General features: G+C 72.2%; 21 protein-coding genes. 8 read left to right on the forward strand and 13 right to left on the reverse strand.

Features of this window, described 5'->3' with window-relative positions; all coding sequences use genetic code 11:
• Positions 1-8 precede the first annotated feature (8 nt).
• Both ACU436_RS05895 and ACU436_RS05900 read right to left on the reverse strand, forming a co-directional pair.
• Positions 9-1469, reverse strand: coding sequence for an aromatic amino acid ammonia-lyase (locus ACU436_RS05895; RefSeq protein WP_459022384.1), 1461 nt, complete (start codon positions 1467-1469; stop codon positions 9-11).
• Between the two features lie 27 nt (positions 1470-1496).
• The gene (locus tag ACU436_RS05900; protein WP_459022386.1) at positions 1497-2330 is read right to left on the reverse strand and encodes a DedA family protein; all 834 of its coding nucleotides are present in this window, start codon (positions 2328-2330) and stop codon (positions 1497-1499) included.
• Between the two features lie 190 nt (positions 2331-2520).
• Here ACU436_RS05900 and ACU436_RS05905 point away from each other — a divergent pair, with 190 nt between their 5' ends.
• Complete coding sequence (locus ACU436_RS05905; protein WP_459022388.1) at positions 2521-2766, forward strand: hypothetical protein; 246 nt, start codon at positions 2521-2523, stop codon at positions 2764-2766.
• Between the two features lie 24 nt (positions 2767-2790).
• Here ACU436_RS05905 and ACU436_RS05910 read toward each other — a convergent pair whose 3' ends face one another.
• On the reverse strand, positions 2791-3642 hold the full coding sequence (locus ACU436_RS05910; protein WP_459022390.1) for an MIP/aquaporin family protein: 852 nt from the start codon (positions 3640-3642) through the stop codon (positions 2791-2793).
• A gap of 322 nt (positions 3643-3964) precedes the next feature.
• Here ACU436_RS05910 and crcB (ACU436_RS05915) point away from each other — a divergent pair, with 322 nt between their 5' ends.
• Genes crcB (ACU436_RS05915) through ACU436_RS05925 form a run of 3 tightly spaced genes read left to right on the forward strand, consistent with a single transcriptional unit; the run spans position 3965 to position 5813 of the window.
• Positions 3965-4363 (forward strand): fluoride efflux transporter CrcB, encoded by a 399-nt coding sequence (gene crcB, locus ACU436_RS05915; RefSeq protein ID WP_459022391.1) that lies wholly within the window; start codon positions 3965-3967, stop codon positions 4361-4363.
• A complete protein-coding gene (gene crcB, locus ACU436_RS05920; protein WP_459022393.1) occupies positions 4360-4740 on the forward strand; it encodes a fluoride efflux transporter CrcB in 381 nt (126 codons plus the stop codon). The genes crcB (ACU436_RS05915) and crcB (ACU436_RS05920) overlap by 4 nt, the downstream gene beginning before the upstream one ends.
• On the forward strand, positions 4737-5813 hold the full coding sequence (locus tag ACU436_RS05925; RefSeq protein WP_459022395.1) for a DUF190 domain-containing protein: 1077 nt from the start codon (positions 4737-4739) through the stop codon (positions 5811-5813). The genes crcB (ACU436_RS05920) and ACU436_RS05925 overlap by 4 nt, the downstream gene beginning before the upstream one ends.
• Before the next feature lie 1280 nt (positions 5814-7093).
• On the opposite strand, the gene ACU436_RS05930 is transcribed toward ACU436_RS05925, so the two are convergent.
• Positions 7094-8239 carry an acetate--CoA ligase family protein gene (locus ACU436_RS05930; protein WP_459022397.1) on the reverse strand — a complete coding sequence of 382 codons (1146 nt, stop codon included), beginning with the start codon at positions 8237-8239 and terminating at the stop codon, positions 7094-7096.
• A gap of 46 nt (positions 8240-8285) precedes the next feature.
• Here ACU436_RS05930 and ACU436_RS05935 point away from each other — a divergent pair, with 46 nt between their 5' ends.
• The 3 genes from ACU436_RS05935 to asnB all read left to right on the forward strand — a co-directional run bounded on the left by ACU436_RS05935 (position 8286) and on the right by asnB (position 12056).
• Positions 8286-8594, forward strand: coding sequence for a hypothetical protein (locus ACU436_RS05935; RefSeq protein WP_459022398.1), 309 nt, complete (start codon positions 8286-8288; stop codon positions 8592-8594).
• 87 nt (positions 8595-8681) lie between these two features.
• A complete protein-coding gene (locus tag ACU436_RS05940) occupies positions 8682-10445 on the forward strand; it encodes a dihydroxy-acid dehydratase domain-containing protein (RefSeq protein ID WP_459022400.1) in 1764 nt (587 codons plus the stop codon).
• A 135-nt stretch (positions 10446-10580) separates the two neighbouring features.
• Positions 10581-12056 carry an asparagine synthase (glutamine-hydrolyzing) gene (gene asnB / locus ACU436_RS05945; protein WP_459022402.1) on the forward strand — a complete coding sequence of 492 codons (1476 nt, stop codon included), beginning with the start codon at positions 10581-10583 and terminating at the stop codon, positions 12054-12056.
• On the opposite strand, the gene ACU436_RS05950 is transcribed toward asnB, so the two are convergent.
• From ACU436_RS05950 to ACU436_RS05960, 3 genes are all read right to left on the reverse strand, one after another.
• Positions 12031-12528, reverse strand: coding sequence for a sigma-70 family RNA polymerase sigma factor family protein (locus ACU436_RS05950; RefSeq protein ID WP_459022404.1), 498 nt, complete (start codon positions 12526-12528; stop codon positions 12031-12033). The two genes, asnB and ACU436_RS05950, sit on opposite strands and share 26 nt — an antisense overlap.
• Complete coding sequence (locus ACU436_RS05955) at positions 12498-12848, reverse strand: carboxymuconolactone decarboxylase family protein (RefSeq protein ID WP_459022406.1); 351 nt, start codon at positions 12846-12848, stop codon at positions 12498-12500. The genes ACU436_RS05950 and ACU436_RS05955 overlap by 31 nt, the downstream gene beginning before the upstream one ends.
• An 81-nt stretch (positions 12849-12929) precedes the next feature.
• Positions 12930-13868 carry an AraC family transcriptional regulator gene (locus ACU436_RS05960; RefSeq protein ID WP_459022408.1) on the reverse strand — a complete coding sequence of 313 codons (939 nt, stop codon included), beginning with the start codon at positions 13866-13868 and terminating at the stop codon, positions 12930-12932.
• An 86-nt stretch (positions 13869-13954) separates the two neighbouring features.
• On the opposite strand from ACU436_RS05960, the gene ACU436_RS05965 reads away from it, so the two are divergent.
• Positions 13955-14800, forward strand: a complete 846-nt coding sequence (locus ACU436_RS05965; RefSeq protein WP_459022410.1) for an NAD(P)H-binding protein — start codon at positions 13955-13957, stop codon at positions 14798-14800.
• An 83-nt stretch (positions 14801-14883) separates the two neighbouring features.
• On the opposite strand, the gene ACU436_RS05970 is transcribed toward ACU436_RS05965, so the two are convergent.
• The 6 genes from ACU436_RS05970 to ACU436_RS05995 all read right to left on the reverse strand — a co-directional run bounded on the left by ACU436_RS05970 (position 14884) and on the right by ACU436_RS05995 (position 19678).
• Positions 14884-15138 carry a hypothetical protein gene (locus tag ACU436_RS05970; protein ID WP_459022412.1) on the reverse strand — a complete coding sequence of 85 codons (255 nt, stop codon included), beginning with the start codon at positions 15136-15138 and terminating at the stop codon, positions 14884-14886.
• Between the two features lie 132 nt (positions 15139-15270).
• Positions 15271-16038 (reverse strand): ABC transporter ATP-binding protein, encoded by a 768-nt coding sequence (locus ACU436_RS05975; RefSeq protein WP_459022414.1) that lies wholly within the window; start codon positions 16036-16038, stop codon positions 15271-15273.
• Position 16039: 1 nt separating this feature from the next.
• Positions 16040-16825, reverse strand: a complete 786-nt coding sequence (locus ACU436_RS05980; protein WP_459022415.1) for an ABC transporter permease — start codon at positions 16823-16825, stop codon at positions 16040-16042.
• A complete protein-coding gene (locus tag ACU436_RS05985) occupies positions 16822-17682 on the reverse strand; it encodes an ABC transporter permease (protein ID WP_459022416.1) in 861 nt (286 codons plus the stop codon). The genes ACU436_RS05980 and ACU436_RS05985 overlap by 4 nt, the downstream gene beginning before the upstream one ends.
• A complete protein-coding gene (locus ACU436_RS05990) occupies positions 17679-18677 on the reverse strand; it encodes an ABC transporter substrate-binding protein (RefSeq protein ID WP_459022418.1) in 999 nt (332 codons plus the stop codon). The genes ACU436_RS05985 and ACU436_RS05990 overlap by 4 nt, the downstream gene beginning before the upstream one ends.
• A 95-nt stretch (positions 18678-18772) precedes the next feature.
• On the reverse strand, positions 18773-19678 hold the full coding sequence (locus ACU436_RS05995) for a MarR family winged helix-turn-helix transcriptional regulator (protein WP_459022420.1): 906 nt from the start codon (positions 19676-19678) through the stop codon (positions 18773-18775).
• Positions 19679-19776 lie beyond the last annotated feature (98 nt).

The raw sequence follows: 19776 nt of genomic DNA on the forward strand, positions 1-19776 counted from the left end.
GCCCGTGATCACGGGACCCCGAATCCGGGGTCGGCGAGGTCGACCAGTAGCTCCTCGGCGCGAGCGATCTCCCCGCCCAATGGGTGGTCCTCCGCGATCCCCGGCAGCTCGTCGGCGAGCCGGTGGAAGACCGCGGCCGCCGGTATCCGCGGCAGGTCCTCGTCGGCCATCCGCAGCGCACGCACCGCACCCACGAGCTCGCACGCGAGCACCGTGCGGTAGGCGTCGGTGACCGCCGCGGTGCTGCGCACCGCCTGGGTGGAGAAGCTCGCGTGGTCCTCCAGACCACGGGAGATCACCGCCGTGCCGGTCGTCACCGCGGCGGCGGCGTTGCGCATCTCGGCGAGCGCGTCGTGGGCGACGTACTCCAGGATCATGATTCCGGAGCTGCCCGGCGGCCCCGCCGCGAGGAACGCGGGCAACCCGGTCAGCTCGGGCTCGACCAGGTCACCCAGCCGGGCCACCGAAAGCTCCGCGACGTGGTGCGCGGCCGCCCGCAGGTGATCCAGCCAGAGCGCGAGGTAGGGCGTGCAGAACTGGCCGTGGTGGCTGACCGTCGCCCCCTCGACGTCGATCAGCGGGTTCTCCGCGGCCGCGTTGATGTCGATGCCCAGCACCGCCTCGACGGCGTCCTCCGCGTCCAGCGCCGGCCCCTGGACCTGCGGGAACACCCGCAGCCCGTACGGATCCTGCAGCCGCCGCCCCGGCGCGGGCGCGCCGTCCGGAGGGCTGATCAGCGCCCGGATCTCGGCCGCGCAGCGCACCGATCCGGGGAACGGCCTGCGCGCGTGCACCTGCGGTGAGAACGCCTCCGGCGACCCACCCAGCGCCAGGTACGACAGCGCTGCGACGACGTGGCTGGCCCGCAGCAGCACGCCGAGGTCGCTCCAGGCGAGCACCGCCTGGGCCAGCGTGGCCGCGTTGGACGAGATGAACGCCAGCGCGTCCCCCGGGCTGATCGCCACCGGCTCGACCCCGCCGGCGGCCCATGGCCGCTCACCGGCGAGGGTCAGCGCGACCTCGGCGAGCGCGGTGAGGTCTCCGGTCCCGATCGCGCCCCGCGCGTGCACCCGTGGCACCGACCCGGTGCGCAGCGCACGCTCCAGCGCCACCAAAAGCCTCGGGTGCACCCCGCTACCGGCCGCCGCCAGCTGGTTGAGCCGGATCGCCAGCAGCGCCCGCACCGCATCGTCGGGCAGCACGCGCCCGACCCCGCCGGAATGGCTGCGCAGCAGGCGCAGGCCGTGCTCGTCGACCGTGGTCGGGTCGAGCACCACGTGCCGGTTGGCCCCCACCCCGGTGGTCCGGCCGTACACCGCCCGCTTCGCGCTGATCTCGATCGCCAACTCGTGGGCGCGTGCGGCCCGTTCGAGGGCGGGAGCGGCGAGTTCGACGTCGTCGCCCGCGCGGGCGATCCGGACGACATCGGCACAACTCAGGGTCGCGCCGTCGACGGCAACCGTGGACACACGGGCACGATCCCATCTCCCGGCCGGTCACCGCGCAGGGCGCACCGCACGGGCCTTCTTCGCCCGGTCCTGCCGATAGCCCCGGTAACCGGCCCGGACCGACACCACGACGACCAGCGCCAAAGTGATCCACAACGCGTACTCGTCGATCATCAGGACGGCATCCACCCCGTGCTGGCCCACCCCGTAACCGAGGCCCGCGACGAGTCCGGCGATCAGCGCGGCACCCACCGCGTCGAAGATCAGGAACGGGACCAGCCGCATGCCACCGAGCCCGGCCACGGCGAACACCGCAGGCGCGGGGATCCCCGGCAGCGCCGCCGCCACGACGGCCAGCGGCATCGCCCAGGCCGGCCAGGACCGGATCCGGGACACGAACCGCTTCGCGAAGTCGCCGGGCGCGAACAACTCGGCCACCTTCGCGCCCCACCGCCGCCCGGCCAGCCAGAACAACCAGTCGAACTTGATCATCCCGAACACGCCTGCGGCGATCACCAGCCACAGCTCGCCCTCGCCGATCCGGGCGAACGCGGCTCCCGCACCGATCGCGGAGAGGCTGCCGGTGATCGCGCTCAGCGCGACCGGGTGCGAGGCCAGCAGGAACGGCCGCACCGGCATCGAGGCCACCATCAGCAGCACGACCCCGAGCGTCGAGAAGACCAGGACCTTGTCCCCGCGAGACATCGGATGGTCCCACGGCATGGCGTCCCGCCAGGCCTGTTTCGCCTGCTCGAGGTCCTCCGGCGAGCGTTCCTTGCCCCGGCGTCCGGCCGCACCCGGCCCGACGCGAGGGAGTGGGGCCGTCTCGGCGCCCGGCCCGCCCGGTCGTTCCCGCTCTGCTCCGCCGTTCGCCCCGGTCATCGCTCCCCTCTCCGGCCGCCTGGTCGACGGCATGACACGAGTGGCGCGAGGTCACGCACCGGAAGCAGTTCACACCATGCCGCAACGGCATGGTCAAGGCCGCTCGGCCGAAGAGCAAAGTTTGCGCTAGCGCAGTCGTTGGTACCCCGCGTCCGGATCGTCAGCTCCCGAACGGATCGAGCTGGTTGCCATGTCGTTGAACCGGCGGCAACGCCGCGCGTTGCGCGCGATCGAACGGGAGCTCGCCGAGCAGGAGGCGTCCCCGCCCACAGTGGCCGACCGGATCGGCCGGGCGCTGTTCGTGGTCGCGATCATCATGCTCGTCGCCGGGCTGGCACTGATCGATCAGAGCCTGCTGCAGGGGGCCCTGTTGGTCCTCGGCAGCGACCCGCCGCTGGTGGTTCTGGTGGCTGCGGCGTCCCGCGTCAGGGGGTGACGCCCGCGAGGACGCCGTCGGTGATCATCGCTCGTCCGGTTCCGGGACCCGCCCGACCTCGTGCTCCTCGCCGGCCCGGGTCCGGGCAGCGAGAACGCTGCCGATGAGCAGGTCGTAGACACAAATCCCGATCACACCACCGATGAGCGGGCCGACGATGGGGATCCACCAGTAGTTGTCGAAGTTCATCCCCGCGCCCGGGAAGGCCAGATGCCCCCAGCCCTCGAGGTAGGTGAACAAGCGAGGACCGAAGTCGCGGGCCGGGTTGATGGCGTAGCCGGCGTTCGTCCCGAAGGACATCCCGATTGCCACCACGACCATGCCGATGAGGAAGGGCGCCATGTTCGCGCGCGGCGACTGATTACGAGGGTCGATCAATGCGGCGACGAGCGCCAGCAGGAGGGCGGTACCCACGATCTGGTCGAGCAACGGCCCCCACAGACCGCCGTTGAAGTAGCTGGCCGGGAACGTCGCGAAGATCGCAAATGTGGATAGCGAGTCACTCCGCGAGGCAAATCCGCCCGCGACGTTGAACGTGTCGATCGCGGGGTAGTACACCGCGTAGACCAGCGCCGCAGCCGCGAACGCACCCAGGAACTGGGCCAACCAGTAGGCCGGTACCCGACTCCAGGAGAATCCCCGCCGGACCGCGAGCGCCAGGGTGACGGCCGGGTTGATGTGCGCACCGCTGATTCCACCGGCGACGTACACGCCGAGGACGACACCCAACCCCCAACCCCATGCGATGATCAGCCAGTTCGCCGCGTCGAACGGGGTGGACTGCCGCCCCGAGCCGGACAAACCGACCACCGCGACAGCAACCGATCCCAGGCCGAACATGATCAGAACGAAAGTTCCCAGGAACTCGGCCAACATCTCCCCGCCGAGACCGGGTAAGAACCGGGCGACCCCGCTATTTGATCTCGCGGCTGCGCCTTCTGCTGTTGTTGCGGACATCGCAACATCACCTGCCCCACGCGCGGAAGTGCAACTCTGAGCCGACCGTGAGCGTCAACTCGAGGATACGCAGCATTTGCGAGAGCGCAACGGTTCGCCCGGCCCGCGCCGGTCACCGGCGCGGCGAGATCGTGGTCGCGCGGCCCGCGTAGTCTTCCCTGGTCCTGACGTCGATGGGTGCGGTGTGGGTGGCAGAGCAGCGGCTGTGAGGCCGGCATGAGCACGGTCAGGGGTGGGCCGGATGGCCAGACCTGACGGGCGCGAACTGGCTGCGATCTTCGTCGGAGGCGCGCTCGGCGCGCTCGCCCGAGCCATGCTCGGCGTGGTGTTCCCGCACGCGCCGACGCAGTGGCCGTGGCCGACGTTCGTGGTGAACATCGTCGGCGCGTTCCTGCTGGGGTATTTCGCGACACGGCTGCAGGAGCGCCTGCCGCTGTCCAGCTACCGCCGGCCCCTGCTGGGGACCGGGCTGTGCGGTGGCCTGACCACGTTCTCGACCATGCAGGTGGAGATCCTCGGCATGCTCGGCCACCACGCCTACGGGCTCGCGTCGGCGTACGTGCTGGCGAGCGTCGCCGTCGGATATGCCGCGATCCACCTCGCTACCGCGGTGGTCCGCCGGGTGCGGGTGCGGGCATGAACGGCATCGTCGGCGAGGCCGCCGTCTGGACGGGTGTCGTGCTGCTGGGCGGTGTGGGCTCGGTTCTGCGCTTCACCGTGGACAAGGTGGTCTCGGCCCGCGCAGGCCGCGCGTTCCCCTACGGCACCCTGGTCGTCAACATCTCGGGTGCGCTGCTGCTGGGCTTCCTCAGCGGGCTCGCGCTGGACGATCGGATCGCCCTGCTGGCCGGCACGGCACTGGTCGGCTCGTACACGACGTTCTCCACGTGGATGTTCGAGACACAGCGGCTCGCCGAGGACCGCCAGGTCTCCGGCCTGGTCGGCAACGTCGTCGTGAGCCTCGTCCTCGGGGTCGCCGCGGCCGCGGTCGGCCAGCTGGTCGGGGGCGTGCTGTGAACCTGGACAGCCTCAAGCTCACCGCGTACTTCGGGGAGCGCCAGCGCGTCGGCGGGCGCTTCCTCGCCGACGTGCTGCTCGACCTGTGCGGGGAGCGGGAGATCGCGACCAGCGTCCTGCTGCGCGGAGCCGAGGGCTTCGGGCTCAGCCACGCGCTGCGCACGGACCGCCTGCTCACGCTGTCCGAGGACCTCCCGGTCACGGCCGTCGCCGTCGACACGCGGGAGCGGGTCGAGATGCTGCTCGACGACGTGCGCAAGATCGACCACCGCGGGCTGGTGACCCTGGAGCGGGCCCGGATGCTGCGCGACGACATCGGGCCGGTCGTGCTGCCCGAGGAGTTGCACGAGGCGACGAAGCTGACCGTGTACGTCGGCCGCCGGGAGCGCGTCTACCGGGCACCGGCCTTCCTCGCGGTGTGCGACCTGCTGCACCGTCGTGGCATCGCGGGAGCGACCGTGCTGCTCGGCGTCGACGGCACCGCGCACGGCGAGCGGGCCAGGGCCCGCTTCTTCGGGCGCAACGCGGACGTACCGATGATGATCATCGCGGTCGGGTCGGGCGAGCGGATCGGGCGCGTGCTGCCGGAGCTCGGCGGACTGCTGCGCAGGCCGTTGCTCACGCTCGAGCGGGTGCGTGTCTGCAAGCAGCGCGGCGAGCTCCTCGCCCGGCCCCACCGGCTACCGTCGAGCGACCAGGCCGGCATGGCGCTGTGGCAGAAGCTCATGGTGTACACCTCGGAACGGGCGATGCACGCCGGGCAGCCCGTGCACCAGGCCCTCGTCCGCCGGCTCCGGGAGACCGGCGCCCGCGGTGCCACCGCCCTGCGCGGGATCTGGGGCTTCCACGACGACCGGCCCCCGCACGGTGACCGCCTGTTGCAGCTCGGGCGCAGCGTCCCGGTGGTCACGGTCGTCGTCGACAGCCCGGACCGGATCGCGAGGTCGTTCGACGTCGTCGACGAGATCACCGCCGAGCACGGCGTCGTCACCAGCGAACTCGTGCCGGCAATGCGCGTGGTCACCGAGAACGGGAGCGACGGGACGCTGCGCCTCGCTCGCTACCCCTTCTAGTTCTGCAGCGGGGCGGTACCCGACGGTCGTTGGGGACGCGAGGAGGTGTGGTCCTCGCGCTGGTGTGCCGCTCGGGCTGATCATGGGCCGCGAGAAGTACCTCAGCGTGCCTGCGGGCGCAGCGTGGTGCTGGTCGGATCGATCATGGGTCGCACCGCTGCGCGGCGCGAGCGATCACAGTGGGATCTGCTGCGGTGGGCGCGCCCTACCCGGCCGGCCGCTCCTGCCCCGCCTCCTGTCGCCGGCCTCGCGTGCGTTCGGCCCGGTCCGTCGACCCCGTCGCCTCGGGTGGGTGGCCTGGTTGGGTACACCACCGGATCCTGAGGTTGCGTTGACGGCCGTCCCCGGCTATCAGGCACGCCAGTTCACGACGAGACCGTCACTGCCGGGTGCGCGCGGACCATCCGGTGGTCCCGCCCCCACACCCACCACGGCCCCGGCGAGAGTCCCGGTGCGTTCCGCGGAACCGGACCCGACCACCAGCTCGACATCGAGCTACTGCGGCCCGGACAACTCGAACGCGAAGCCCCGGGACAGCACGCAGCTCGGGCCGGGGGCGGTGCTGCGATTCGGGACCACAGGATAGTGGGCTAGCCCTCGGCCAGCCCCCAGGGACGGTCTCGGCCACGGACCGACGGGCCGACGGGACCGCTGCGGCGCCGGCCTTCGTGCAGCCGCCCTTCCACCGGGAACTGCTTGATCAGCAGATCGGTGCATGCACGGCCACATCACGGCCACATACGGCCGACCGCGCACCAGGCCGCCGATCATGCTCATCGGGCCCAGGCTTGATCAGCAAATGGGTGCACCCACGGCCGTATGGAGGTGTTGCCAGATCCAGCTGCCGGGCGGCGGCCCGTGATCAGCGGGTATCGGTTGTCCATGGTTGTGGCAACGACGATGTGCACCCGATAACGGCAGGTCAGGGCGGCGGTCAAGGGATGATGGTCGCTGTTGAAGATCGACTGGCGACCATTTCGCCTTGATCGCCGAACGCCGCTGCGGCCGATTCGGCAACACCCTCTATGCCGCTGCGGCACCGAAGCCGCGATCATGTCCGCCCACACCGCCTCCGGTGGCGCCGCGCCCACCGGGCAGGCCCCGGCCTGCCCGCGATATGCCCGGGAGGGGCCGCAGAGGCTCGCAGGTCAAGCGGCGCGAAGCGCTCGCGCAGCGACGCGAAGCGCCCTTGACCTGGGAGGGGCGGCCCCGCACACTGCGCGGCGCCACCGGAGGCCGCTGAACGCCGCGGGGGCCGCGGACGGGCCGACCAACGGGTGTCAACGGTCCTGGTCAACGGTGATCAGCACATCCGCCGCGAGCGCGCCCTCGCACGCGACGATCAGCGGGTTGATCTCCAGCTCGACGAGCTCGGGCCGGTGGGAGATCGCCTGGCCGACCCGCACCAGCACGTCGGCCGCGGCGGAGACGTCGAGCGCGGGCGCACCGCGGTGCCCGGCCAGCAGCGGCCAGGACCGCAGCGAGCGCAGCATCGCCAGCGCCTCGTCGAACGTGACCGGTGCGAGCGCCGTGGCGAGGTCGCGGTGGACCTCGGTGGCGGTGCCGCCGAGCCCGACGGTGAGCACGGGCGGCCAGCCGTCGCGTCCTGCGGTGGCCCCGACCAAGAGCTCGAGCCCGCCGGCCGCCATCTGCTGGACGAGCACACCGTCCAGGCCGGGGACGCGCTCGACGAGGTCGGCGTAGACCGATGCGACCTCGTCGACCGGCACCCCGAGCCGGACGGCGCCGGCGTCCATCTTGTGCGCCAGCCCCGGTGCGACGGCCTTCAGCGCCAGCGGGCCGCCGAGCTCGCGGGCGGCGGTGACCGCCTCGCCCGGGTCGTGGGTGAGTGCGGAACGCGGGCGCGCCACGCCGATCGCGTCGAGCAGGGTCCGGCCGGCGTCTCCCGACGCCATCCCGGCTCCAGGGCGATCCACGGGAACGGCCGGGCGCGGTTCCGGTGGGAGGGCGGGCCGCTGCGGCGGCGCGAGCATGCCCGCGACCCGGGCGGCGGCGGCGATCGAGGAGAACACCGGGATCCCGGCCTCGGCGAGGATCTCGCGCGGGCGCGCCGTGTGGTCCCGGCCCGCCAACCACACGACCCAACAGGGCACGTCGACCCCCGCCATGGCGGCGGCGAGGTCTTCCGCCAGGTTGACGGCGTCCTCGCCGGTGACCATCGTGACGAGCACCAGGAGCGCGTCGGTGGCCGGGTCGTTGCAGACGATCGAGCAGACGTCCCCGAACGCCCGCCCGTCCCGCTGGAAGAGCTGGGCGGTGACGTCGACGGGGTTCGTGCACGACCCGAAGTCGGGCACGATCCGGGCGAGCTTCTCCTGGGTGCCCTCCGCCAGCTCGGGCAGGACGAGCCCGTTGTCCTCGCAGCGGTCGGCGGCGAGGGTGCCCGCGCCGCCCGACGTGCTCACCGCGACGACCCGCCTCCCCCTCGGGCGCGGCTGGCCGCGGAGCACGGTGGCGACCGACAACGCGGAGCTGCTCGCCGGGGCTGCGCTCGCGTCCGGTGACCCGGGCCGGGCCGCGGGGTGCGAGCACCTCGTCGTGGTGCCGCCCGAGGTGGCGAGCCGCCTGACCGGGCTCGGCACGGGCCCCGCGGACCTCTCCCGGTACCTCGCCGGGCGCGCCGGCGCCCTCCTGGCGGCGCGCGCCCCGGGGACGTCGGTCGGGAGCGTGGAACCGATCGTCGCGGGTGGTGCCGGGATCAAGATGGTGCACGTCCCCGGTTGGATGGGCGGCAGCCGCTCGATCACCCGAGGCCTGTAGAGGGCAGCCACGGCGGTACCCCGAACGCGCTACGCAAGGTCACGGCCGATGATGTCCATTGCCGAGAACGAACGAGGAGATGGACCGATGAGTGAGCCGAAGGGCCAGGACGTCTGGCGGCCCGGTCAGGACTGCCAGGCCGTGGCCACCGCGAAGGCGCTGGGCCAGGACGTCGACCGGATCCACGGGGCGCCGTGGGGTGTGGTCGGGACGCTGGGCGACAGCGTCTGCTACGTGGGGGTGAACGACAAGGTCGACGCCGTGCACGCGGCGATGGGCCGCCGGATCTCCGAGCGCGACCTGCCGGTGCGCCTGCTCGCCCCCAACTACTCGGGCGGTGTCTCCGACGGCCAGCGCAACGGCACGCCGCAGATGCGGTACTCGCTCATCGGCCGCGAGACCACGAACGACGGCCTGTCCCTGCACTTCGAGGGCAGCGACATCCGCGGCCTGGTCGCCGTCGTCGCGTGCGACAAGCCGCCGGTCGGGGCCACCGCCGCGATCATGGAGCGCAACGTGCCCGCGGTGGTGCTGTCGGACGGCTCGATCCGCCCCGGCACCGACCCGCTCACCGGCGAGACGATCGACCTGGTGAGCTGTTTCCAGGTGGCGGGTGACCCGGACCTGGCCAAGCGCGAGCGCTGGGCCCGCAACGCCTGCCCCGGCCACGGCAGCTGCGGCGGCATGTTCACCTACAACACGATGCAGTCGTTCATCGCCCTGCTGGGGCTCGAACCGCTGCACATGGTGTCGCCCGCGTCGGAGGACCCGCGGCGCACGGAGGTGTTCCCCGAGCAGGTCGTCGACTGCCTGGAGATCATGACGCAGCGCGGGATCACGCCCCGCGACATCGCCACCCCCGCCGCGTTCCGCAACGCCACGATCGTCGCCATCGCGATGGGCGGCTCGACCAACGTGGTGCTGCACGCGCCGGAGATCGCGCGCGCCGCGGGCATCGACTTCTGGGACCAGGTGATGTCGCAGGAGGAGTTCAACCGGCTCTCCCGCGCGGTGCCCGTGCTGATCAACGCTCGCCCGTTCGGGAAGTACAGCATGGTCGACATCGACGCCGTCGGCGGTCTGCCCGTCGTGGTCAGGGAACTGCTGGACGCCGGTGTGCTCGACGGCTCGCCGATGACGTGCACGGGTGAGACGCTGGCCGAGCAGGTCGCCCGGATCGACCCGCCCGCACCCGACGGCGAGGTCGTCCACCCGGTGTCGGCGCCGTTCAAGGCGACCGGCGGGCTGCGCCTGCTGTCGGGCAACGTCGCCCCCGAGGGCGGCGCGGTGCTCAAGCTGGCCGGCGTCGAGACGGGGATCGTCGACAACCGGTTCGTCGGCCGGGCGCGGGTGTTCGACAGCGAACAGGACCTGCTGCACGCCCTCATCGAGACCCCGGACGTGTTCGCCGACCAGGACATGGTCGTGATCCGCTACGAGGGGCCGCGCGGAGCGCCGGGCATGCCGGAGATGCTCGACCCGACGTCCCGGATCACCACGCTGTGCCGGGAGAAGGGCATCTCGATCGCCCTCATGACCGACGCCCGCTTCTCCGGCGGCTCGGTCGGCCTGGTGATCGGCCACGTCGGTCCGGAGGCGGCGCTGGGTGGGCCGATCGCCCTGATCGAGGACGGCGACACGATCGTCATCGACCTCGACGACGACACCGTCGACTGCGTCGAGCTGGGCGACGCCACCACGTTCGAGGCCCGCACGGCCGCGTGGCGGGAAGCGGCGGCCGCGAACGGCGGCCAGCACCCGCTGGTGCGGCCGGTGACGTCGCGGCTGCTGCGCCGCATGCGCGCGGTCGCGTCGACCGCCATCGCGGGCGGCGGCATGGCGACCCCCTGACGTCATCGCTGTCACCGGCGCATCTCCGCGACCCGGGTTAGCCTGGCCCACACCCCTGGCCCCTAGTGAAGGTGAGCACCGATCTCCGGAATCGTCGCGGCGTACGGCCCTTTCGACCCGCTCGAGGGCGAGCGGATGCTCGACCGGCTCACCCATCGGGGGCCGGACGGGCAGGGCACCCGCGCGTTCGACAACGCCTGGCTGGGGCACCGGCGCCTGGCCATCGTCGACCTCGATGGCGGCGCGCAACCGCTGCGCGATCCGGGCGGCGAGTACTGGCTGATCGGCGACGGCGAGGTCTACAACCACCAGCGGCTGCGTCGCGAGCTGGAGTCGCAGGGCCACGAGTTCCGGACCCGGGCCGATCTGGAGAGCGCGCTGCACCTGCTCGAGGAGCACGGGCTCTCCGCGCTCTCCCGCCTCTGGGGCGAGTTCGCGCTGGCCGGGGCGAGCATCGGCGGATGGTTCTTCGTCGCGCGCGACACCATGGGGATCTGCCCCCTGTACTGGGTCCGCCACGACGACACGGTGATCTTCGGCAGCGAGCTCAAGGCGTTCGACCCGGACCGCCGCGCGTCCATCGAGCCGTTCCCGCCGGGGCACGTCTGGACCCCGGCCGACGGTTTGCGTCCGTTCCGGAGCCTGCCGAGGGTCGAGCCGGTCGACCCGGCGGCGAGCAGCGATCCGGAGACGGAGCCGTCGGAGGACGTGCTGGCCGCCATCCGTGATCGGCTCATCGGATCGGTCGAGCGGCTGATGACCACCGACGTCCCGGTCGGCGCGCTGCTGTCCGGCGGGCTCGACTCGAGCATCGTCACCGCCATCGCGGCCCGGCACGCGCACCGCAACGGGCGGCAGTTCCCCACGTTCGCGGTCGGGCTGCCCGGCAGCGCCGACATCCTGGCCGCGCGCCAGGTCGCGGACGCGCTCGGCACCGAGCACGCCGAGCGCATCTACACCGACGACGAGCTCATCGACTGGGTGCCCGAGGTCATCCGGGTGATCGAGTCGTTCGACCCGCAGCTCGTGCACAGTTCCGTGCCCAACCTGCTGGTCTCCAAGCGCGCGGCACGGTCGGTGAAGGTCGTGCTGATCGGCGAGGGTGCCGACGAGCTGTTCGCCGGCTACAGCTACTACAAGCGGATCAGCAGCGAGGCGGAGCTGCACGAGGAGTTGCTGGCGACGATCCGCGGCCTGCACATCGGTGGCCTGCAGCGGGTCGACCGGATCGCGGGCGCCACCGGCCTGGAGGCCCGCACACCGTTCCTCGACCTCGACGTCGTCGAGCTGGGCCTGAGCCTGCCCGCCCAGTGGAAGCTGACGAACGGTGACCGCATGGAGAAGTGGCTGCTGCGCAAGGCGTTCACCGGCTGGCTGCCCGAGTCGGTGCTCTGGCGGCCCAAGGCGCAGTTCGGCCAGGGCACCGGTGCGCGCGACGTGCTCGGCGAGTACTACGGATCCACCGTGTCCGACGACGAGTTCCGCGCCGGGCGTGCCGTCCTCGACCCGCCGTTGCGATCGCCGGAGGAGCTCGCCTACTACCGGCTGTTCCAGCGGGAGCTCCCCGGCATCGACCCCCACCGCCTCATCGGTCGCTTCGCCGGGTGGTGAGGCACCTGCTGAGTACGGCCCGTTCATCCAGCCGCGTCAACTTCCGCGGGTTCGCCATCACGTAGATCCTGCTGAGCTTCCCGTCCTCCACCACAAGACTCACCGCGGCCAGCTGGCCGTCGACCTCGATCCGGCCCGCAGGCGCTCCATTGATCCACACCGCCGCGGTCTCGACGGCAGCGGCCACCCGGCCCGCGCGCACGAGCAACTTCGCCACCAGCTCGGCCCCGTGGATCGGAGCCCGAGCGGCGGCCACGAAACCGCCACCATCGGTGATCAGGACCACGTCCGGAGCCATGATCTCCACCAGCTCCTGGACCTGCCCGGTTCGCAACGCAACCAGGAAACGCTCCACAACCGCCTGCTGCTCCGCCTGCCCCACCCGCGCTCGCGGCCGCCGCGCAGCCACCCGCTCCGTCGGCCCGAGCGTTTCCAGCACGGTCAGCAGCGCGATCGAGACGCCCTCCGCCACGGCGTGAACACGTCCGACCCCCGCCAGCGCAGCAGCTGGCTCGCCTTGGCCATGTCCAGGTTCCGGTTCTGCGCCTGGAAGTAGCCGAGGTCGAGGCACCAGCTGCAGCCCACCTGCGCCGCGACGACCATGTGCGCGAACGACTTGAGGCTCTCGTCGACCGCATCCCACTCGCTCGCCCGGCTCCCGAACTCCAACGAGGCCTCGGCGACCCCGGGGTTGTGCCAGGTGACCTCCAGGGGCTCGGGTACGGCACCGAACCTCTGGATCAGGCTTTCGTCCAGCCCGATGAGCTCCGTCTTCGGAACGCGTGGCGCCATGGGGTCCTCCCGGTACGTCGTGACCTGTCCGCCATGGGACACCGGCCGGCGCACGAACGTGACACCCGATCGGGCTCGCCGTCAGGCGGCTGCGCTGCGGCGGTGCGCGGTTGGGCTGAGTCCGCGGACCCGCTTGAACGCAACGGAGAGGGCGAAGGCGTTCGCGTAACCGACCCGGCGGGCGATGGATTCCACCGTGTCGCTCGTCTCCCGCAGCAGATCCGCGGCCAACGTGATCCGCCAGCCCGTCAGGTAGGCCATCGGGGCCTCGCCGACCAGGGCGGTGAACCGGCGGGCCAGGCTGGCTCGGGAGACGCTCGTCCGGTCGGCCAGCTCGGCGACGCTCCACCGGTACGCCGGGTCCTCGTGCATCAGCCGCAACGCCAGGCCCGCCACCGGATCGCTCTGCGCCCGGTACCAACCCGGCGCGTGTGACTCGGGCCGGGCGAACCACGCGCGCAGGGCGACGATCAGGGCGAGATCGAGCCAGCGGTCGAGCACGCTCTGCTGGCCCGGCTCGTCACGCTGGATCTCGTCGAGCACCATGTCCATCACGTGCCCGGCGACGTCGCCGGCCGGCACCACCAGCACCGGCGGCAGGGCGGCGAGCAGCCGGCGGCTGACGTCGCCTTCGAGCTGGTAGGTGCCGCTGACCGACATCACCTCGCCCTCGGGTCGGCCGCCGTGGGTTCGGACGCCGAGCCGGGCGCTGTAGTCGACGGGCGCCCCCGGCAACGCTTCGCAGATGCCGCGGGGGTGGATGCGCATCTGCGGTGCGGTGCGTGGATCGTCGGCGACGACGTACGGCTCCGGGCCGGTCAGTACCGCGACGTCGCGCTCATGGAGCCGGACCGGGTTCAGGTCTCCGCGCATGATCCAGCCGGAGCCGCGAACGAGAGTGGCCAGGGTGAGCTGCGCCTGGTCGCGGATGTCCAGGCCCCACGGACGGTCCAGGACGGTCAGGTTGAACACCCCGCCCCGGGCCCGGGTGCATGCGAGCAGATCGTCGAGGACGTCCATGCCGAGCAGCCTAGTTGAGCCTCACAGACATGAAACTGCGCCAGACAACCATGGTTTGTCTCGTCTGGTCGAGATGAACTACTCCCATGACTACTTCACCGATTCTCATCCTGGGCGGTAAGGGCAAGACCGGGCGCCGCGTCGTCACGCAGCTGGAGGCGAAGGGAGTGCCGGTCCGGCTGGCGTCGCGGTCGAGCGAGCGACGATTCGACTGGTACGACGAGACCACGTGGCCGGGGATCGTTTCCGGCATCCACACGGCTTACCTGGCACCGCCGGTCGGGCCGAGCGGTTTGGCCCAGGCTTGCCGGTTCGTCGAGCGAGCCGCCGCCGACGGTCTGCGTCGGGTGGTGCTGCTGTCCGGCCGCGGCGTCGGCAGCCCCGGCCGCGAGTTCGCCGTCTACGCGAGCAGCCTCGACCTGGAGCAGGCCCTCAAGGGCAGCGGGGCCGACTGGACGATCGTCCAGCCGGCCTGGTTCATGCAGGGGTTCAGCGAGGACTTCCTGCGCGAGTACGTGATGGCGGGCGAGATCCGCGTCTCCGCCGGCACCGGCGCCGAGGCGTGGATCGACACCGACGACGTCGGCGACGTGATGGCCGCGGTCCTGCTCGACGAGCGGCACACCGGCCGGACCTACTCGCTGTCCGGGCCGCGCACCCTCGACATGACCGAGGTCGCCGCCGGACTGGCCACCGCCACCGGCCGGCAGGTCCGCTACGTCGACCTCGACCCGGACGAGCACGTCGCCGAGCTGACCGCAATCGGCTTGCCCCAGGAGGACGCGGAATCCATTCGCGACCTGTTCGCCGTGATCCGCGGCCATCGTTCCGAGTACATCTCCCACGGTGTCGAGGAAGTCCTCGGCCGCGCACCCCGCGACTTCACCGAATGGGGCGGATCCACCGCCCGAGCCGGAGCGTGGTCGGCCTGACCGTCGCCAGGGCCACCGCGCGGCAGGTGCCGCGCCCGGCGGGTCGACACCCGCCACGGTCCCTCATCGCGCAGACCCGCAGGTCATCTCTGCGCGTCGCGGATGGCGGTGCACAGCAAGCACGGCGGCCCGTCGGGCGCGACCAGCGAAGCCGGCGCGATCACGTGCCCGCAGATCGCCCGGACCAGGCCCCGGGGTTGCGAGCACGCCGCCGCGAGCTCGACATCGAGCACTCGATGCGAACGATCATCCCTGCAGCAGGTGACCGTCACGGTTGCTGCGGGGCCGTGGGACAGGGACTCGGCCGAACGGTAACCCGGCTCATCGGTGACGGTCACGGTCCCAGTGTGCAGCATCGCTGTGCAGATGCAAGGCGCCGCTGCAAATGCACCTGCGACGAGCAACTGCGGCGCTCAATGATCACTGGCAGTGCACGCTCATTCCCCGGATGGGCGAACCGGCGCGGGGGGTCAGGCCGGCCGCGTGATCAGCTTCGCCACGTCGGTGCGCAGCTCGGCGAACCGGGGCAGGCCTTTCGTGCTGACCTGGCTGCGCGGGCGCGGCAGGTCGACGTCGATCACGTCGACGACCACCGAGGGCCGGTTGGACAGCACCACGACGCGGTCACCCAGGTAGACGGCCTCGTCGATGTCGTGGGTGACGAGCAGGACGGTCAGCCCCGAGTCCTGCCGGATCCGCAGGACGAGGTCCTCGAGGTCGGCGCGGGTCTGGGCGTCGACCGAGGCGAACGGCTCGTCCATGATGAGGAACTCGGGCCGGTAGGCGATGGCGCGGGCGATCGCGACCCGCTGCTGCATCCCGCCGGACAGCTGCCAGGGGTAGCTGTCGGCGAAGCCGTCGAGCCCGACCTGGTGCAGCGCCTCGTCGACGGCGCGCCGGCGGTCGGCGCGGTCGCGGATGGTGTTGCGCAGCGGCAGCTCGACGTTGCGCCCGACCCGCGACCACGGCATCAGCGAGCGGCTGTAGTCCTGGAACACGCACGCGACCTCCTGCGGCGGCGCGTCTACCACCGTGCCCGTGCCGGTCAGGACCACCGACCCGCCCGAGCGGGGCAGCAGGCCGGCCAGGCAGCGCAGCAGCGTCGTCTTGCCGGCGCCGGACGGCCCGACGACGGTGACGAACTCCCCGCGGCCGACGGTGAAGGACACGTCGCGGAGCACCTCGAGCGCTGCGCCCGCGGTCGGGTAGCTCTTCTGCAGGTTCTCGACGGTCAGCACGTCAGTCCTCCCGGGCGTGCGAGTACCAGCGGAGCAGCCGCCGCTCCGCCATGAGGAACAGGCCGTTGACCGCCACGCCGAGGATCCCGAGCAGGAGCATGCCCGACCACATCAACGGCACCCGGAAACTCTGCTGGGCGATGAGGGTGACGAACCCGATGCCGTTCGTGGCCGCGATCAGCTCGGTGACGATCATCATGACGAAGGCGACGCCCAGCGCGACGCGGACACCGGCGACCACCTGGGGGGCCGCGGCCGGTAGCTGCACGCGGAACAGGCGCTGGCGGCGCGTGAGCCGGTAGGAGCGCGTGACGTCCTCCAGCACCGGGTCGACGTTCCGCACGCCGTCGATCGTGTTCAGCATGACCGGGAAGACGGTCACGAACGCGATCAACAGGATCTTGGGGACGTTGCCGATTCCCAGCACGGCGATGCTCACCGGCACCAGCGCGGTGGCCGGGAGCGCCCGGCAGAACTGCAGCACCGGGTTGAAGGCGTGCGCCACCAGGGGCAGGCGCCCGAGCAGGGCGCCCAGGCCGACGCCCACCACGACGGCCGCGCCGAAGCCCGCGAGCATCCGCCCGAGGCTCGGGAGCACGTCGGAGACGACGCGGTCACCCAGCCAGTGCTCCGCGAAGGTCGCAAGGATCTTCGACAGCGGCGGGAAGTACGGCGAGGTGCTCGCGGCCGAGGCGAACCACCACGCGACGACGATCGCCGCCGGCACGAGCAGCGGGACGAGCACGCGTGCGGCCGCGCGGCCCCGGACGGGTCCCGCGGCGGTCACGCCCAGGTCTCCCGGTACGCGCTGTGCCAGTGCAGCTGGCGGCGCTCCACCGCACCGAGGGCCGCGTTGACGACCACGCCGACCAGGCCCACGACGGCGACGAGGGCGTACATCTGCGGGTAGACGGCGTTGGCCGCGTAGCGCGCGATGTCGCGGCCCAAGCCGGGAACTGCGGTGATGAGCTGGACCGCGACGACCACGACCAGCGCGTGCGACGCGGAGATCCGCAGCCCCGTGGCGACGAACGGGGACACGGCCGGCAGCACGACGTGCAGGAGCCGCTGGTGGGGCCGCAGGCCGAAGACCCGCGCGGTGTCGGCGAGGACCGTGGAGATGCCGGCCACCCCGTAGTAGGCCTGGAACAGCATCGGCCACACCGTGCCCAGGGCGGCGAGCAGGAACGCCGTCCGCGGCGTCGCCCCCATCAGGAGGACCAGGAGGGGCAGGTACACGACCGCTGGGATGAAACGGAGGAAGTCCAGGACGTAGTGCGTGAGCCGGTACAGCACCGGGACCGCACCGAGCGCCAGTCCCGCCGCCACCCCGACCACGACACCGATGATCAGGCCGATCGCCACCTGCGCGAGGGTGGCGCCGAGGCTGGCCGCGAACGTGGCCGTGGGCACGAGCTGCGCACCCGCCGCGAGGACCTCGGTGACCGGTGGGACCTCCTCGGGCAGCACCCCCGTCCGGCTCAGGACCTCCGCCACGGCGAGGAGCGCGACGGTGGTCGCCCAGGGCAGGGCGGCCACCAGCACGCGCCGCCGGAGCCCGGGGCCCCCGCCCCGTGGCCCGGGTTCGGATTGCGGACCGGCGGCGGACGCGGCGCCGGTCCGCGGCGTGAGCGCGGAGGTCACGGCACGATCAGCTCCTCGAGTCGTGGTGCGGAGTCGAGCACGCCGTACCGGACGAGGAACCCGGCCTCCTTCGCCACGGCGTCGCGGTCGATCTCCGCGGAGTACAGCGGCAGCGGGGCACTGCCCACGAGCTCGGCCTTCGCGCCGGTCTGCTCGATGATCTGGGCGCGGGTCTCGTCGGGGTGGGCGTTGGCGTACTCCGCCGACCGCTGAAGCGCCCGGCGCCACCGTTGCACGATCCCGGGGTTGGCGTCGACGAACCGCCGGGACATGGAGAACACCGTGTTGCCGTTCTCCGGGTCGTCGTATGCGGTCGCGGGCGAGTCGCCGATGTCGCGGTAGCCGTCCCGCCGCAGCCCCGTGGCGAACGGTTGCACGGTGCTGATCGCCTCGACCCGCTCCTCCCGCAACGCGGTCACCGCGTCGGGGAACGGGAGCTGGACCATCTCCACCGAGTCGGGGTCGCCGCCGTCGCGCGCCACGGCCTCCCGGATCCACAGCTCCCAGCAGCACTGCAGGGAGTTGACCGCGACCAGGCGGCCGGAGAGGTCGGCGAAGCGCCGGATGTCGCTGCCCCCCGGCACCATCGTCTGGTACTGCGATCCGGCCGGGTCGGCGCGGTCGTTGACCGACCCCGACACGATGACGACCGGGATGCCCTCGGAGACCGCGGTGACCGTCGCCGAGATGCCGCCCAGCACCACCTGCTGCTGGCCGTTGAGGACCTGCGGGATCCCGGCGGCGCCCGACGCCGCGTAGGTGACGGTGAGGTCGATGCCCTCGGCGGCGAAGAAGCCCTGCTCGGCACCGAGGATGAGCGCGGTGGACGACTGGGACGCCGCGACGCCCGCCGTCATCTCGACCAGCCCGTCGCCGTCGCTGTCGGCCGCGGCCGCCGCGTCGGCGCCGGACGCGCAGCCGGCGGCCGCCACCAGCACGAGCGCGAGGGCGAACCGCGCGGGCGCGGTGCGGCGCCTTCGCCGTGCGATCAGCAACGTCCGCCCCTCCGGTTCTCGGTGTCGGACTGCATTTAGTACGTATACCGACGTTGTGCCCGAACCACAACCGGAGGGCGGCGCGGCACGTGGTGTCAGGCACTTCCCCGGTCGGGCCGCCCGCGGTAGGCGACGACCTGCAGCAGGTCGACCAGCCGCGCCGCCTCGGCCGCCGGCAACGGGGCGACGAGGTCGCGCTGCACCCGCTCGACGGCGGGCGTGAGCTCGTCGAGGACGCCGCGCGCCCGGTCGGTGAGGACGACCAGCTTGCGGCGCCGGTCCCGGTCGTCCGGGATCCGCGCGACGAGCCCGCGGCGCAGGAGACGGGCGATGATGTCGGCGGTGCTCGACTTGTCCAACGACGCCAGGTCTCCGGCCGTGCCCTGGTCTACGGGCGCGTTCCAGGCGAGTCCGCTGAGCAGGCCGTACTGGGACGGCGTGAGCGCGGTACCGACCCGGCGCGCCCAGGCGACCCCGTGCAGCTGCTCGCTGCGCCGCAGGAGGTGACCGGGCGTGACGGGCATCTGGAGGGCGCGCGTGGTACCCGGCTCCGCCGACACGGCCGGCGGATCCCCCGCGTACGCGACCCGGGCCAGCGCTTCGGTGAACCAGCCGCGGTCCTCCGCGGCCAGCGACTCGAGGAGCCGCGCCTGCACGGTGGCCGCCTTCGGCGTCATGTACTCCAGCGCGGCCCGCGCCGGAACGGTGAGCGAGAGCAGGTAGCGCCGCCCGTCCGACGGATGCCGCTGCCGGTGCAGCCAGTCGTTGCGCTCCAGCCGGGCTATCACGTCCGCCGCCGTCGACTTGTCGAGCGAGGCCACGCGACCGGCCGTCCCCTGGTCGACCACCGGCCCCTGGGTGAGCGCGCTGAGCAGGGCGTACTGCGGGCCGGTCAGGTCGCCGCCGAACTCGCCGGTCCACAGCGCGGTGTGCACCTGCTGCGCGCGGCGCAGCAGGTGACCCGCCGTCGTGTCGAGCGGCAGCGCCGCGGAGGTCGACATCCCGCCCACCCCCCAGGACTCACCGGCCTTTTCGCTCCGGGCAACGCTAGCCCAGGGCCGGCACCGCCGGACTCACCACACGGTTTGTATACGGAGTA

This window comes from Pseudonocardia wallangbongensis, from assembly GCF_054486945.1.